We start from the raw sequence: 15033 nt of genomic DNA on the forward strand, positions 1-15033 counted from the left end.
AATCGGGGAGTTACATCAAGGTGTTGGAAATGAACACGGCCAGCAGCGGGAGAACAAAGAACACGGCACCGATGTAGATGAAGATGTACAGCTTGTTTTTCTCGGCCAGGCCCGCAAGCCAATCCGAGCACCTCGGCGGGACGTCTCGCAGGAATGGCAGGCCGAGGATGAGGATGGCGGAGAAGAGGTTGAACATTGTGTGCACCAGCGCACCGGCCATCGCGGCTTCGGCCTCCGCACCAGATGCGGAAAACGCTGCGATGAGGCCGGTGACGGTCGTGCCAATGTTCGCGCCAACCACGAACGGGAACAGGGTGCGCACGGAGAACTTGCCGGACGCTGCCAACGGAACCGTCAGGGCCGTGGTGGTCGAGGAGGACTGGACCAAGGCGGTGATCAGGGCGCCGGAGAGAACACCGAAGAAGGAGTTCTTGCCCAGGGCGGCGTACAGGATCTCCTGCGCCTTACCCACGAGCAACGCGTTCAGCAGCTTGCCAATGAAGCTGATGGACAGCAACACCAAGGTGACACCGATGATGGCGAGGAGGATGCCACCCCAGACGCTGCCAAGCGGAGAGACCAACCCACCTGCGACCCCGACGAGGGGTTCGGTGATGAGATCAATGAAATCACCCAGAGACTCAAAGACCCCCGCGATAACACCATCGCCCGAGCCGGACAGAGATGGCGCAATAGCTGACGCGGTCTTACCCAGGAATCCCGTGAACATCTCCAGAGTGAAGAAGAACGTAATACCGATGAGGTTAAAGAAGTCATGCACGGTTGCCATGGAGAAACCGTTACGGAACTGCTGCTTATTGCCTGCGAGACCCAGAGCGACCAACGTCGAGGTAACGGAGGTACCCATGTTGGCGCCAAAGAGCATCGGGATAGCGATCTCCAGCGGCAAGCCACCGGCGATCATGCCCACCACGATCGACGTGGTTGTCGAGGAGGACTGAATAATCGCTGTGGTCACAATACCGATAGCCAGACCCACGAACGGGTTTTCCGCAAACGAAAACAGCTCCTTGGCCTGATCGCCGGCGGCCAGCTTGAAGCCGTCGCCGATCATGCCCACACCGTTAAGCAACAGCCAAACGCCGACGAACACGGCGATCCAGTTGATCACCTGCTTAGCAGTGCCAGTGAAAGGCAGGAACCCCAACGGGTCCTTCATCTGGCCATCATCCCCGTGGTCAGTGGCAGGGCGCGTTACTGTCGCGGCCCGGCCTTCAACCTCGGCTGATTCAGAATCCACCCGGCTGCGGTCGATGACACCCACGTCTTCTCCTTCTTGAGGATCTTGCTCATCGGCGAGCCCGTGGGAAACCCCCTCGTTGCTCATGAGTTCTCTCTTCTACGGATTGATAAGCCCTGGCAAGGTTAACCACAACTTCTTACCGGTAAGTAAACGAAGGTTGAACTCGATGAGAACCTTTAGGTCAACCAGGGATATTCCCCGGTTTCCCGGACTCTAGAGCACTGACGGGACCGATGTAGCAGCCGCCACTATCGCGGACCACTGAGCGATGCTCACGGTTCTCGTGGCGTGGGTGTTAGATGCGTGGGTGTTAGATGCTTGCCTTTGAGTGCTGTCTTGCTTGAATGCTGGGCGGTGCCAGCCCGTCCAGGTGGTGAAGGGCAGGCTGCGGGCCTCGAGGAATGCAACAATCGCTCCGGGTTGGTCAGCAGGCGAGGGGTCGCTCACCACCGGGGTGCGGCTGACTGTGACGCTGCCGGTTGTACTTAGATGCTCGTACACGGTCACGGTTTCTGGGCTGGTGCCCACGACCGTCAACGCTTTGTCCTCAGCAGCCACGATCACGGTGTCGTAGTAGTTGGTGAGTTCGCCGACAGTGATATCCGAGCCCACCCTCACGTTTCCAAAGAGCCGGAGACGCGGGACCAGGGAGGTGCCGGGCGTGCTGCTTGCCGGTCGGTGTTGGTTGGCAAAGCGCAAGAGCCCGATTGGTGCCGGTGCTGGATCAAAAAGATCGACAAAGAACGTGTGGTCTGCCATGCAGATCAAAGCGTCCGATGCATGAATGCCGGCTGGGCCGGCGCCGACGATGACCACGCGGTGTGCGCGGAACTCGTGCGTCATGATGACTCCTTTGATCAATTGGTGCAGACTGCTTAGTCTGTAAATGTACGCGTCTCAAGTGCTGTGTCAAGAGGTTTAGGGGAATTATATTCAGAATAAATGATGCGCGACGTGCACTGTTGGTCTTCTTGGGCTGGGTGAGTATAGGCATGTCGTGCGCGACAGCTGTGGCCCCTTAAATGTAGAACGGGCGGTCTGGATTGGGGAATATTGAGTTTGCGGGCCTCCATTGTCGGTCACCACCCTTGACGGTTTGTGGAGGGCGGGGTAGCTGGGGCTGGGTGAAGGATTTAACGCCCAAGCGCGAGATAGTTGGTGCATCCCCACTATCTACCAGGGGTTTTAGTGGGCCATGTCCACAGGCCCTTGCAAATCCTTCACCTGGCACGGGTAATATCAACCAAAACCGCAGAGCCGAACATGGCGGGCTACACTTGGCCCAAGTTCATCCGCTAGATCCGTTCGTTGAAAGACAGTTGAAAGACATCCGCCATGCTCGTTAGTGAAGCACTGTTTCTCCTGCTCTCGAACAAATCCGCACACCCGGAGCTGGGAGTAAGTCACCAGCGCGTTGCCTTGAACGGCGCATTGTTGTGTGACCTCGTGGCCACGGGTTTGGTGGAAGTTCATGGAGGGAAGAGCCCTACGTTGACTGCCGTTCCAGGTGCAGCTGCGCGCGCACAGTCTCATCCTGCACTGGCTCACGGCGTTGAAAGGGTGGAGCGAAAAGGGCAGCCGACTTTGTATTCGGCGCTGAATTCACGGAAGTTCGCAGCTAAGGAAGCGATCGCCGAGCGGCTGATTGAGGAGGGCGTGCTCGATGAGGAGCGCGCTGGCTTCCTGGGGCTCACCTGGTCCAGGTTCCCTGAAAAGGACGAAACCATTGAGGCTGCTATGCGCCAGCGCTACCGCGACATTTTCCGTGGTAAGGCCGAGCCCCGCCCGGAGGAAGCAATGCTGATTGTGCTGTTGCGCAACACTGGTGAGCTGCGCCGTCAGTTCCTCGAGGAGATTGAGGGCATCCCGTTTGATGCGCTGCGGGTGCGCGTGCACGAGATTGACAAGAACGTCCTGGACGCAGCCACTTATGAGAACGCCGAGGGGATTAATCTCATCCTCGACGGCGTGGCCAAGGTCGCCGCTATCGAGGAAGAGGCCGCCTCCAGCTAACACCCTTAAGCCTGAAGGCTTAAGGGGGTTAGGGGCCAGTATTAAGGCTCATGGCTTAAGGGGGTTAGGGGCCTTGGTGCCGTTTACGGCACGCGGTAGGTCCACTCGTCAGTGCTGAACTTTTTAGCCACGAGTTTCTCAGCCGCCGCCAGATCCTCATCGGACAAAGACCCCAGATGGGACGGGTAGCGGGCCATGAAGGTACTGATCAGGGTGTCAATAACCTCTGAACGAGATACGCCTGTCTGCCGGCGCAGCGGGTCCACGCGCTTGGCCGCGGACTGCACGCCCTTAGAGGACAGCTTGACCTTGCCCACGCGCAGGACTTCAAGCATCTTGTCGGCGTTGATGTCGTAGCTCATGGTCGTGTGGTGCAGCACTGCACCGGGGATGCGCTTTTGGGCGGCACCACCGATTTTGCCGCCGTCGGAGGTGATGTCGTTAATAGGCACATACCAGGCGTTCACACCCAGTGACTGCAGGCCGGCGATAACCCACGTGTCCAGGTACTGGTAGCTGTCCACGTAGCTGAGTCCCGCCACCACATCATCGGGCAGGTACATGGAGTAGGTGACACAGTTGCCACCCTCCATAAACATGGCGCCGCCACCGGAAATGCGACGCACCGGCACGATGTCATGCTTTTCAATCCCGGCAGGGTCCAGCTCATTTTGGAAGGACTGGTAAGAGCCGAAGACTACGGCCTTGTCATCCCATTCCCAGAAGCGCAGGATCGGCCCTTTGCGCCCAGCCGCGACTTCCTCAAGGAGGTACTGGTCTAGCGCCACATTGATCGGGGTGGGCAGCACCGGGCAGTGGATGACGGTCCACTCGTAATCCGTCATGTCCTTTGCGTCGAGCAGTGCGCGTCGTGCGACCACAGCTACGTCGCGGGTGGAAAAGCCGTGCAAGGAAACGTTTTGGCTTCCGCCAAGGCGGGCCAAGGCGTCGTCGATAAGCGTCTGCAGCTCATCTGTACTTGCGCCAACGGGTGCGCCGATGAGCGCGCCATTGATTGCGTCGAAGGCTTCCTCCGGTTCGAGGAAGAAGTCGCCGGAGATGCGGGCGTCGGTGATGTGCGCGCCGTCATCGTCGATGTCCGCGACGACGAGCTTGCCGCCGGCGACCTTCACTTCAAAGTGGTGCTTCACTTGGCAAATTCCTCCACGATTGCCTCGTTGAATGCCGGCAGGTCATCCGGGGTGCGCGAGGAAATGATTCGCTTATCTGCGACTACTTCTTCATCAACCCATTCAGCCCCTGCATTCTTAAGGTCGGTCTTCAACGAGGGGTAGGAGGTCATGCGCACGCCGCGCAGCGCGTCCGCGTCGGTGAGGATCCAGCCGCCGTGGCAGATAACACCGACGGGCTTGCCTTGCTGAGTCAGCTCGCGGACAAATGTGACAGCGGCCTCGTCCATGCGGATGCTGTCAGCGTTGCCGGTGCCGCCGGGAAGAATTAGCGCATCGAAGTCCGAGGCGTTTGCCTCCGCCGTGGTCAGGTCTACTGAGACGCTGGCGCCCTTCTTACCTTCGATCGTGCCTGCCTTGGGGGCGATGACCAGTACCGATGCGCCCGCGGCCTCGACCGCATCGCGTGGGCTTGTCAGCTCCGAGTCCTCAAAGGCATCGGTGGCCAGGATCGCGATTTTCTTGTTTTCCAATGTGTTGTCACTCATGCGTCCCCAGGGTAGAGAAAAACGCCAGCCCGTGGGCTGACGTTGTCATGGGGGTTAGATGAAGGGGGACTAGGCGTCTTGTTCTTCGTGTTCCTTCTTGCGGCGCATGGGCAGCATACGATCCCGCACTGCTTCGTAGGCTTCGCGCCCATCCAAACCTTGGCTTTTCTGGGTGGCAATCTGGATGTCATCTGCCGTGATTTCCCCGGTACGCAGGGACACCATTTCGGCCCAGTAACGGAACCACACGGCGAAGACAGCCGCGATCGGCACAGCCAAAAACGCGCCCACGATGCCGAAGATCGTGCCACCCACCGCCACGGACAGAAGCACGATCGCGGCGTGCATGTTCATGGAGCGGGACTGCAGGATCGGGGACAAGACGTTGCCTTCGAGTTGCTGCACCAGGATGACCAGGCCGAGAACCAACAGCGCGTTGGTCAGGCCGTTGGACACCAGCGCCACCACCACGGCCAGGGCACCCGCGGTGAATGCACCGATGATCGGGATGAAGCCGCCGAAGAACGTGAACACTGCCAGGACCGGTGCGAGTGGAACACCAAGGATGACAAGGCCGACGCCGATAAAGACGGCGTCGACAAGCGAAACAATTGCCTGCGTCCGAATGAATCCCGCGAGCGTATTCCAGGAACGCATCAGCACCTCAGACAGGTGCCAACCTGCCCTCTGGCCAGCGTACTTACGCAGCCACGGCAAGAAACTGTCGCCGTCTTTGAGGAAGAAGAAAGTGAGAACCAGCATCAGCACGAGCGTCGTGCCCACTGACGTCACAGCCCCTACACCAGTCACTACACCCGAAGCGATATTGGACGCCTGGCCGCGGGCGAAGTCCCCAACTTTCTCAACCGCTTCCTGAATTTGCGCCGTATTCACATCGAAGGGTGCTGATGTCTCAATCCACCCCAGGATCCGCTGCACGCCCTCTTCCGACTGGCGGTACAAATCCACCGACTGCGTCTTAATCATCGGGGCCATCGCCGCGAACAACCCGCCAATCGCCCCGAAGAACGTGATGAGCACCAAGAACACCGCCAACGCTGCCGGCACCTTATGGTTGCGCAGCCACCGCACCGGCGGCCACAGCACCGTGCAGAAGATCAAAGCCAGCAGCAGCGGCAGCACGCCGACCCACACGTAGCCGATGATTTTGAAAAGGAAGAATGTCGCAATTACTACAACGATGAAACGCAGTGCCCATGCTGCAGCCGCCTTGCCGTCCCCGGCGATCACCTTTGCGCGATCGATGGCCTCGCCCCGGTTTACCGGTTCGCTTTCGCGCCCTTCTTTATGAGTCTGCTCATCTTGCTCATCTTGCTTATCTTGCTCATCTTGCTTATCGACGGCGTCGATCGACGTCTCAGCAAAATCCTTCGCATCCTTGTCAGTCACAAGGGTGCATTCTGCCAGACACCAGTGAAAAGCAATACTGCTGTGCAGCAGATATGGGGTTTCGGTGCGGGGTTTTGCTTCTTGCTTTTGGGCACCGGTGAGTCGCACTGGTTAGTCGCGTTTGATTTTAGAGTCACTTCAGCCACATCTGACCTGGCCTTTTCTGGAACGCGTTTCAAACGCGACTAACCCCGTAGGCGGGATTTTGATAGGAACTGAAAGAAACGTGGAAATGTCCTGACAAATAAATGGCCGTTGCGTAGCATTCCTTTGAAGCCGAAGTTTTCTCCCGAAAGGACCCCTGCTATGAAGGTTTCTCGTTTTTCCCGCGCTGCTGCCACGGCGGCGCTCACTGTTGCTGTTGTCACTGGCGTGACCGTCGCTCCTGCAAATGCGTGGGAGAACACCTACCAGACCTATGAAGAGGTTGGGAACAACGAAGGCTTGTGCACCCTGGAGTTCACCAATGACGAGGTAAAGCGCATCAATGGCGCTTACGCGCTGATGTTCGAAACGATGGCGGACCTCTCCGCCAAGAAGCTCCAGAATAGGGAGAGTGCGGACATTTGGTACCCGTGGGCGAAGGAAAATCCGAACAGGGACCCTTTGGCGTGGCACCTTGGTACCAAGTACAACGGCAAGGATGTCGGAACTGCGCAGCGGAAGCTTGCGACAATCCATCCTAGCAAGAACTCTGGCCCGTACTTCATGGCTGGTAAATTCCTGCAGCAGTCCCGCGAGCCGATTCTGACCAACCACACGCTGAAGATCACACCATCTCAGGCCAAGGATATGAAGGGGGCTGGCGCTGTTAAGACGGGTGGCCTCATTGCGCCTGGCCTGTGGGGAATTATTACAGGCAGCCTCAAGGTTGATGATGCTGCCGGTATGGCCGCCGAGGCTCTGAATAAGCTGGGGCCACGCATCCAGCCGACGATCAAAACCTATGAAGGGGCATTGACTGCGTGTGAGGAGCGCCGCACCACCAAGGGCAAGATTAATAAGGGTTCCAGCCTGGACACGGACCAGTTCCTCGGTGTCGTCGCCGGTGGGATCCTCGGCGGTATTGCACTGCTTGGGCTCATTGCTGTTGCTGTTGGACCGCTGGTCAATGACTTCTTTACTAACTTCTGGAAGAACGCCGGCGTCCTGCGGTAATGCTTGTCGACGTATGAGTCTGCCGAACTTGAGCTGTGTGTTGGGATTTGCTGCTTATGAAAGGTCTCTCTATCTTGAAACTTCGTCGTGCGGTTATTGCCGCTGTCACTGCCACTACTGTGGTTAGTTCCACGCTGAGCGTTCCTGCACACGCGTACACCGTCAGTTATGACGAGGGTGCACAAAAGTGCACGATTTCCTTCACGGAGCAGGATCAAACTCGCATCAATGATGCCTATAAGAATGTCTATGGGAAGCTCGCGGATCAGTTGGTGAAGACCCTGGGCGAGAAGGAATCCACGAAAGCGTACTCGCAGGAGCAGCGTAAGCAGGACCTGGATGTGTATGTGGCGTGGGCGAAAACTGTGGATGACCCAAACCCGTACTCCAACGACCCTGAGGTGAAATCGGCGCAACAACGGCTGTGGCGACACGAGCGCCAGAATTACAATGTCTTCGTCGCGCTGAGCAAAGCCTCGAAGAAGGATTTGATCACCGATCCTCATATGGAACTGACCCGCGAAGAAGCCAAGAAGCTCGGGGAGACCCTGGGGTTGGATCTGACTACAGTGCTGGGTGGTGGGTTCGGCGGGATCTTGGGTAGCGTGCTCGGCGGGGTGAGTGACATCAGCCATTCGGTGAAGGTCATGATGCGCGAGGATGCACTGCAGTTCGCCGCCCCGATTGGTGCTTATAACAAGGCGTTGACCTCCTGTGCGGAGGGTGTGAGCGATTCAAGCTCCGTGCCCGCTGGTTCTTCCCTGTCTTTCTCCGGTTTGGTTGGCGTGCTCATTGCCGGAATTGTGGGCCTCGTGCTCGTTGCGGCAGGTATTGGTTTTGTAGTGCGTCCGGCGGTCGACGGCTTCTTCAGTCCGCGGTAAGAGCTCTTGACTATGTCCGCGAATGTCCTTTTGGCCTCGTGCAATCAACAAAGTTGAGCGAAGTGGGAACAACTTTGAATGGAGCGTCGTTGTAAGGATTGAGTCAGTCAGGCTCAACCTTGCGACACTGTGTTCCTTCTCGGTGGTACAGTAGCCCGCAGAAGTTGAGTCGAAGCGACTTAACTTGAAAAACGAAAAACCACAAACACTTAGGAGGACATGAATTATGGGACGCGCAGTAGGTATTGACCTTGGTACGACGAACTCCGTCGTTTCCGTTCTGGAGGGTGGCGAGCCTGTCGTGATCGCTAACGCGGAGGGGTCGCGCACGACTCCATCCGTCGTCGCCTTTGCTAAGAACGGCGAAATTCTTGTTGGTCAGTCTGCAAAGAACCAGGCGGTGACCAATGTTGACCGCACGATCCGGTCTGTGAAGCGCCACATGGGCGATAACAGCTGGAACGTTGACATTGATGGCAAGAAATACACCCCGCAGGAGATTTCCGCCCGCACGCTGATGAAGCTGAAGCGCGACGCGGAGGCCTACCTGGGCACCGACGTCACCGATGCGGTGATCACAGTGCCGGCTTACTTCGAGGACGCACAGCGTCAGGCAACGAAGGAGGCTGGCCAGATCGCAGGCCTGAACGTTCTGCGTATTGTGAACGAGCCGACGGCGGCTGCTCTGGCTTATGGCCTGGACAAGGGCGAGAAGGAACAGACCATTCTGGTCTTCGACCTCGGTGGCGGTACGTTCGACGTCTCCTTGCTGGAGATCGGCGATGGCGTTGTTGAGGTTCTCGCTACCGCTGGTGATAACGAGCTGGGTGGTGATGACTGGGATCAGCGTGTGGTTGATTGGCTCGTCGATAAGTTTAAGAGCCAGCACGGCATTGACCTGACCAAGGATAAGATGGCTCTGCAGCGTCTGCGTGAGGCTGCTGAGAAGGCAAAGATTGAGCTGTCGTCTGCACAGCAAGCTTCTATCAACCTGCCGTACATCACGGTTGATGCGGATAAGAACCCGCTCTTCCTCGATGAGAGCCTGTCTCGCACCGAGTTCCAGAAGATCACTTCTGACCTGCTGGATCGCACGAAGCAGCCGTTCAACCAGGTGATCAAAGACGCTGGCTTGTCCGTCGGCGACATTGATCAGGTTGTGCTGGTTGGTGGTTCCACCCGTATGCCGGCTGTGACTGACCTGGTCAAGGAGCTCACTGGTAAGGACCCGAACAAGTCCGTCAACCCGGATGAGGTCGTGGCTCTCGGTGCTGCACTTCAGGCTGGCGTGCTCACCGGTGATGTAAAGGACGTGTTGCTTCTCGACGTCACGCCGCTCTCCCTCGGCATCGAGACCAAGGGTGGTGTGATGACCAAGCTGATCGAGCGCAACACCACGATCCCGACGAAGCGTTCGGAGACCTTCACCACGGCTGAGGACAACCAGCCAAGCGTGCAGATCCAGGTTTTCCAGGGTGAGCGTGAGATGGCTACGGCGAACAAGCTGCTCGGCTCCTTCGAGCTCGGCGGTATCGCCCCGGCACCGCGCGGTGTCCCGCAGATTGAGGTCACTTTCGACATTGACGCCAACGGCATTGTCAACGTGACCGCAAAGGACAAGGGCACTGGTAAGGAAAACACGATCAAGATCCAGGAAGGCTCCGGCTTGTCCCAGGAGGAGATCGACCGGATGATTAAGGACGCGGAACAGCACGCTGACGAGGACAAGGCTCGCCGCGAGGAGCAGGAGACCCGCAACAACGCGGAATCCATGGCATACCAGACCCGCAAGTTCCTGGACGAGAACTCCGATAAGGTCACCGAGGACATTAAGTCCAAGGTCACCGCTGCAGCCGATGAGGTCGACGAGGCGCTCAAGGGCACTGACATCGATGCCATCAAGACTGCAGTGGAGAAGCTGTCCACCGAGTCCCAGGAGATGGGCAAGGCCATCTATGAGGCTGAGGCCAACGCTGGCGCTGCCCAGGCTGACGCCCCGGCGGATGACAATGTCGTTGATGCCGAGGTCGTTGAGGACGACGCTGACGCTGACAACTCCGAGGACAAGTAAGGAGCTGCCACTATGACCAACCCGAACCAGCCCACGCCTGAGAACCCAGAAGCGCAGGAGGCCCCGGAGAGCCCGGAAGCAGCCGAGGCTACTGAGGCATTCGAGGTCGAAGATCAATCCGACACCGAAGGGCTCGACCCCCAGGTAGACCCTGACGTGGACGGCGATGGGGAGGTTTCCGACCTGGAGCGTCAGCTGGCTGAGCGCACGGAGGACCTCCAGCGCGTCAGCGCAGAGTACGCCAACTACCGTCGTCGCACGGACCGTGAGCGCGCTCAGACCGCTGATCTGGCGAAGGTCAAGATCGTCTCACAGCTGCTCCCGCTTCTCGACGACTTGGAGCTCGCCCGCCAACACGGCGACCTGCAAGAAGGTCCTCTGAAGGCATTCGCGGACAACCTGGCCAGTGTCCTGACCGGCCACGGGGTTGCCCCGTTTGGCGAAGAGGGAGATGCCTTCGACCCGGAGATCCATGAGGCAGTGCAGGATCTGTCCTCCGGTGATAACAAGGTCATCGGAACGGTGCTGCGCCGCGGCTACAAGCTTGGTGACAAGCTAGTCCGCAACGCGATGGTGATCATCGCCGATCCTGCTGGAGCTGAAGCTGCTGGAGCTGGCGCTCCAGCAGGGGAAGCAGGATCAGCTGGATCGTCAGATTCGGAGGAATAGATCGCCCAGGCTGAGCGTGGGGGCGGGACGGGGAACCCCGCCCGCCCCCCTTTTTCTCGGAGTGTTAGATAAATCGAAAATTTCCGCACGTGACCCACTTGAACTACATGAAAGGAGGAGGTGCACATGGCTATGCAACAGGAATGGTCCAACAAGGACTATTACGGTGATTTGGGGTTGACTAAGTCAGCCACCAGCGCCGAAATTAAGAAGGCTTACCGCAAGCTGGCCAGGGAGAACCACCCGGACTCAAACCCCGGCAACAAGGCGGCGGAAGAAAAGTTTAAGCGCGTAGCCGAGGCGTATGACGTGCTCGGTGATGAGGCTAAGCGCAAGGAATACGACGAATTTAAGTCGATGATGGACTCCGGAGGCTTCATGCGCTTCGGGGGGAGGGGAGGCTCGGGTTTCCCGGGCGGGTTTCGCACGACGGGCTCCCAAAACTCCTCGGACTTCAGCGGAGGATTCGAAGACTTCGGGTTTGGACAAGGCGGAGGATTTTCTGCGGAAGGCGGTCTTGGTGACATCTTCGGTGGCCTCTTTAACCGCGGCGGCAATGGTGGCAGGAATGCTCGGCCGACGCGGGGGGCGGACGTCGAAACGCAAATAACGCTTGACTTCCGTGAGGCAGTGAAGGGCACGACGATTCCGGTGGAACTCACTGGTGAGGCGCCGTGTACTGATTGCCATGGTTCCGGCTCGAAGGACGGCAAGACCACGACCTGTCCGGATTGTTCCGGCAGCGGCTTTGTCAGCGAGCAAAGGGGCGCTTTCGGGATGTCGCGGCCGTGCACCCGATGCGGTGGCACCGGGCAGATCGTGGAGCACCCATGTAGCACGTGCCACGGCGGTGGGACGGTGCGGAAGACTCGTTCGATCACGGTGCGCATCCCAGCTGGCGTGATTGATGGGCAGAAGGTCCGTCTGGCTGGCCAGGGTGAAGCGGGCCCGAATGGGACTCCGGCGGGTGATCTGTTTGTGAACGTGACGGTCCGCCCGGACAAGGTGTTCACGCGCGACGGGGATGACCTGGAAGTAACGGTCCCGGTAAGTTTCAGCGAGTTGGCTTTGGGTGGCACAGTGACGGTGCCTACCTTGGATAACCCGGTGAAGGTGAAGGTTCCTGCGGGTACTCCGAATGGTCGGACGCTGCGCGTGAAAGGTCGTGGTGTTCCGCGCCGATCGGGCACGAATGGTGACCTGATGGTCACGGTGTCTATCACGGTGCCAAAGAATCTAGATACGGCGGCGACGAGTGCGCTGCGGACCTACGCCCAAGCAGAGAAGGACTCTGGCTTTAACCCACGTGCGGGTTGGGCTGGGGCGGTCTAGGAGGTGAGCGCAATGGCTGGTTCGGAACAGTATTCGGGCGAGTACTTTGTCATCTCCGTTGCCGCTGAGCTCACAGGCATGCACGCTCAGACTCTGCGCACGTACGACAGGATGGGGTTGGTTAGCCCGGTTCGTACCTCCGGTGGTGGTCGCCGCTATTCGGAGCGCGACATCAAGCGCCTACGCCAAGTCCAACAGCTCTCCCAGGAGGAGGGAGTGAATCTCGCCGGAATCAAGACGATCATTGAGCTCAGCGAGCGGATTGATCAGCTTGAAGGCGAAAATGCCCAGCTCAAGGAGAATCTTGCACAAGCACAACTTGCTTCTCGACGGGGTGGGGAACTCGTCCACGTTCCCCGCTCCACTGCGCTGGTGGCCTGGTCCCGATCGTCCCGTCGTGAGCGCAGCTAGGTGAAGCCGATCCTTCTCGGTTTCGCCCTCGTGTGGTCGCTGTGTTTGCCTCCAGAGTTGTTTCTGGCAAGATTAACTGCAGGTGTGCCCTTGGGGGGCACAAAAGGAGAATAAGGACGCACCGTGTTGAGCTTTGCACAGAACCGGATCATCGTCGTAGCTGCTGCTATGGCGGTGGCAGTGGCGTTGACAGTCCCTGCATTTATGGCCCTGAGGCCGGCGAGTGGATCACAGGTGTTTGGGCCTGCTGTGGCGCATGCGCAGGAAAATGAGCCCCGCGCTGTGTACATCGGGGACCGGGTGGTGCTCAAGCCGATTGACTATACGCCGACGAAGCAGGAGTGGGTTGTCGGCGGGAATGTTGTGAAAACCTGCGAGTTCCCCGACGGTTTTGATGCTTCCTCGTGTGCGCTGCGCGTTGATTTCCCGGCTGGCACCAGAATTGATTTGGTGAGCTATTCGCCCACGCATGAGAGCACTATCCCGCTTGTGGTGAAAGATCCTGCGTCCGGGTTTGGTTTTGCGGGCACGCAGGACACAACGCTGAGCCTCGAGGTGGGGGAAACCGTTACCTTGCGGGCAGACGAGGAGTTGCCACCAGCGGCCAACACGATTGTGTGGCGCAGGGCTGACCAGGTAGTGAAGAAGTGTCAGGTGACCTCCTCTGCTGATGTTGCTGCCTGCACCTACCTTCTGGGAGCGGATGATGAAGGCGCAACGGTGAGCGTGGACCTCCTGTACCGCAACCGTGTTGTGTCCACTCTTTCGGTCAACGTGGGCAAGGTGAAACCGGTGCCGGGCGACGGTGCGCCGGAAGATGTTCCGTTGGCGGATACGCATGAGCCTGTCTACCCGCCGGCTTTTTCCCGTGTGGGCAAGGGCGGCAGCACCCATACACCCTCGTTTAATGTTGCGTATGAAGGCGAGATCTTTGAGCGCCAGCCCACCCCGGAAGACACGACCTTTGAGGTTGTTTCTGGGCCTGCTGCCGTAGATGCGGAGGGTAAGCTGACGGTGCTATCTCCAACGGGCATGCGCGCGGGGGAAAAGTTTCCTGTGACTGTGAAGGTGACCTACTCAGATGGGTCGTCCAACACAGTTAAAGTGGAGTTCTTGCTGGTAGAAGCACTCATGGCGGATACTCATTCTCCTGGGTATGAGATGAACCGAACCGCAGCCAAGGGAAAGTCGATCACCGTGCACCAGATCGGGGAACCCAGCATATCCGACGTGGAGTTCTCAGTGGTTGAGCCAGCAGATGGGTTCCAGGGTTGGCTGGTGAGCATCGATAAAACCACCGGCGAGCTGCGCCTCACCTCGCCGGAAGAAAAGGGTGGTCCACTCACGGTGACGGTGAACGCGGTGTATTCCGATGCGTCAACGGATGAGCTTTCGACCACCATTCACTTCAACGCTGATAGCAGTAATGCCAGCGAGTTCCCTCCGGCGCAACACGACACAATCATTGTTTCTCCGGGTTCCCCAGGAAGTTTCACCCCGCAAGACCTACCTAGCGGCACCACCTTCGATTCTGTCAGTGACGGTGGGTTAGAGGACCTCACCGTGGACCGTGAAACGGGGAAAACCGACTTCATCATGCCGCGCGGCGCCGTTCCGGATTCGTTGTACCTCCCCACCATGGATGTGCTCTACCTGGATGGCTCTGAAAACCGTGTGGCCACACCGGTTCACGTGGCCTCCCTCGCACAGAGTGCGCGGCCACACTGGGACAAAATCGAGGTTACCCCAGGCAGGAAAACCAAGGTTGAACAAACCGGCACGGTTCCTGATGGCACCACTTTCCAGCTTCGGGAGAGCTTCAGGGCAGAAGGATGGAGCGTGCGTATCGACGAAAATACGGGCGCACTCACCGTCACCACCGCCCGCAGTGAAAAGCCGGCGAAACAAATTGAGATTCCGCTCGTGGTCACCTACCGCGATCGTGCCCAGCGGGTAGTGAAGGTCGAGGCGGAGAGGCAGGCTGGGAGCCTGGGGTCGTCGATAAGCTACAAGCTGGGGATCAGCACGATGGACTGGATCGGTCTGGCTGTGACTATCTTCCTGATGCTTCTGACGTCACTCGTGGTGTCTCAACGTACCCTGGAAATTGCTGAGCAAATCAAACGTCAACTGCAAGCGAGGTAAA

The 15033-nt window shown here is 58.5% G+C and carries 13 protein-coding genes; 8 read left to right on the top strand and 5 right to left on the bottom strand.

What is annotated here, in order from left to right; translation table 11 throughout:
* Positions 1 to 10 precede the first annotated feature (10 nt).
* Together HMPREF2129_RS02595 and HMPREF2129_RS02600 are read right to left on the bottom strand one after the other, a co-directional pair.
* A complete protein-coding gene (locus tag HMPREF2129_RS02595) occupies positions 11 to 1348 on the bottom strand; it encodes a Na/Pi symporter (protein ID WP_084576463.1) in 1338 nt (445 codons plus the stop codon).
* 129 nt (positions 1349 to 1477) lie between these two features.
* Entirely contained in the window at positions 1478 to 2107 is a 630-nt protein-coding gene (locus HMPREF2129_RS02600) for a hypothetical protein (protein WP_034662745.1), read from the bottom strand.
* A 492-nt stretch (positions 2108 to 2599) separates the two neighbouring features.
* On the opposite strand from HMPREF2129_RS02600, the gene HMPREF2129_RS02605 reads away from it, so the two are divergent.
* Positions 2600 to 3277 (top strand): GOLPH3/VPS74 family protein, encoded by a 678-nt coding sequence (locus HMPREF2129_RS02605; protein WP_034662748.1) that lies wholly within the window; start codon positions 2600 to 2602, stop codon positions 3275 to 3277.
* Positions 3278 to 3360: 83 nt separating this feature from the next.
* Here HMPREF2129_RS02605 and HMPREF2129_RS02610 read toward each other — a convergent pair whose 3' ends face one another.
* From HMPREF2129_RS02610 to HMPREF2129_RS02620, 3 genes are all read right to left on the bottom strand, one after another.
* Positions 3361 to 4428 (bottom strand): lipoate--protein ligase family protein, encoded by a 1068-nt coding sequence (locus HMPREF2129_RS02610; RefSeq protein ID WP_198021511.1) that lies wholly within the window; start codon positions 4426 to 4428, stop codon positions 3361 to 3363.
* Positions 4425 to 4955 (bottom strand): type 1 glutamine amidotransferase domain-containing protein, encoded by a 531-nt coding sequence (locus tag HMPREF2129_RS02615; protein ID WP_034662754.1) that lies wholly within the window; start codon positions 4953 to 4955, stop codon positions 4425 to 4427. Before HMPREF2129_RS02615 ends, HMPREF2129_RS02610 begins: the two co-directional genes overlap by 4 nt.
* A gap of 69 nt (positions 4956 to 5024) precedes the next feature.
* Positions 5025 to 6365 (bottom strand): AI-2E family transporter, encoded by a 1341-nt coding sequence (locus tag HMPREF2129_RS02620; protein WP_198021512.1) that lies wholly within the window; start codon positions 6363 to 6365, stop codon positions 5025 to 5027.
* Between the two features lie 306 nt (positions 6366 to 6671).
* Between HMPREF2129_RS02620 and HMPREF2129_RS02625 the strand changes: the two genes are divergently transcribed.
* The 7 genes from HMPREF2129_RS02625 (at position 6672) to HMPREF2129_RS02655 (ending at position 15032) form a co-directional block, all read left to right on the top strand.
* The gene (locus HMPREF2129_RS02625) at positions 6672 to 7523 is read left to right on the top strand and encodes a hypothetical protein (RefSeq protein ID WP_034662755.1); all 852 of its coding nucleotides are present in this window, start codon (positions 6672 to 6674) and stop codon (positions 7521 to 7523) included.
* Positions 7524 to 7579: 56 nt separating this feature from the next.
* Entirely contained in the window at positions 7580 to 8404 is an 825-nt protein-coding gene (locus tag HMPREF2129_RS02630) for a hypothetical protein (RefSeq protein WP_156959220.1), read from the top strand.
* A gap of 226 nt (positions 8405 to 8630) precedes the next feature.
* On the top strand, positions 8631 to 10475 hold the full coding sequence (dnaK, locus tag HMPREF2129_RS02635; protein WP_034662760.1) for a molecular chaperone DnaK: 1845 nt from the start codon (positions 8631 to 8633) through the stop codon (positions 10473 to 10475).
* A 12-nt stretch (positions 10476 to 10487) separates the two neighbouring features.
* Complete coding sequence (gene grpE, locus HMPREF2129_RS02640; RefSeq protein WP_034662762.1) at positions 10488 to 11144, top strand: nucleotide exchange factor GrpE; 657 nt, start codon at positions 10488 to 10490, stop codon at positions 11142 to 11144.
* Between the two features lie 126 nt (positions 11145 to 11270).
* The gene (gene dnaJ, locus HMPREF2129_RS02645; RefSeq protein WP_034662764.1) at positions 11271 to 12476 is read left to right on the top strand and encodes a molecular chaperone DnaJ; all 1206 of its coding nucleotides are present in this window, start codon (positions 11271 to 11273) and stop codon (positions 12474 to 12476) included.
* Between the two features lie 12 nt (positions 12477 to 12488).
* Entirely contained in the window at positions 12489 to 12887 is a 399-nt protein-coding gene (locus HMPREF2129_RS02650; protein ID WP_034662767.1) for a heat shock protein transcriptional repressor HspR, read from the top strand.
* Between the two features lie 126 nt (positions 12888 to 13013).
* Positions 13014 to 15032: a Rib/alpha-like domain-containing protein gene (locus HMPREF2129_RS02655; protein ID WP_156959221.1), complete on the top strand. Its 2019-nt coding sequence runs from the start codon at positions 13014 to 13016 to the stop codon at positions 15030 to 15032.
* The last annotated feature ends 1 nt before the right edge of the window (position 15033 follow it).

It is taken from the genome of Corynebacterium tuscaniense DNF00037 (assembly GCF_000759055.1).
Lineage (GTDB): Bacteria > Actinomycetota > Actinomycetes > Mycobacteriales > Mycobacteriaceae > Corynebacterium > Corynebacterium tuscaniense.

Bases quoted from the DNA above. Each gene is read 5' to 3' on its own strand.
- HMPREF2129_RS02595 (WP_084576463.1), bottom strand. From the start codon at position 1,348: ATGAGCAACGAGGGGGTTTCCCACGGGCTCGCCGATGAGCAAGATCCT.
- HMPREF2129_RS02600 (WP_034662745.1), bottom strand. From the start codon at position 2,107: ATGACGCACGAGTTCCGCGCACACCGCGTGGTCATCGTCGGCGCCGGC.
- HMPREF2129_RS02605 (WP_034662748.1), top strand. From the start codon at position 2,600: ATGCTCGTTAGTGAAGCACTGTTTCTCCTGCTCTCGAACAAATCCGCA.
- HMPREF2129_RS02615 (WP_034662754.1), bottom strand. From the start codon at position 4,955: ATGAGTGACAACACATTGGAAAACAAGAAAATCGCGATCCTGGCCACC.
- HMPREF2129_RS02625 (WP_034662755.1), top strand. From the start codon at position 6,672: ATGAAGGTTTCTCGTTTTTCCCGCGCTGCTGCCACGGCGGCGCTCACT.
- HMPREF2129_RS02630 (WP_156959220.1), top strand. From the start codon at position 7,580: ATGAAAGGTCTCTCTATCTTGAAACTTCGTCGTGCGGTTATTGCCGCT.
- dnaK (WP_034662760.1), top strand. From the start codon at position 8,631: ATGGGACGCGCAGTAGGTATTGACCTTGGTACGACGAACTCCGTCGTT.
- grpE (WP_034662762.1), top strand. From the start codon at position 10,488: ATGACCAACCCGAACCAGCCCACGCCTGAGAACCCAGAAGCGCAGGAG.
- dnaJ (WP_034662764.1), top strand. From the start codon at position 11,271: ATGGCTATGCAACAGGAATGGTCCAACAAGGACTATTACGGTGATTTG.
- HMPREF2129_RS02650 (WP_034662767.1), top strand. From the start codon at position 12,489: ATGGCTGGTTCGGAACAGTATTCGGGCGAGTACTTTGTCATCTCCGTT.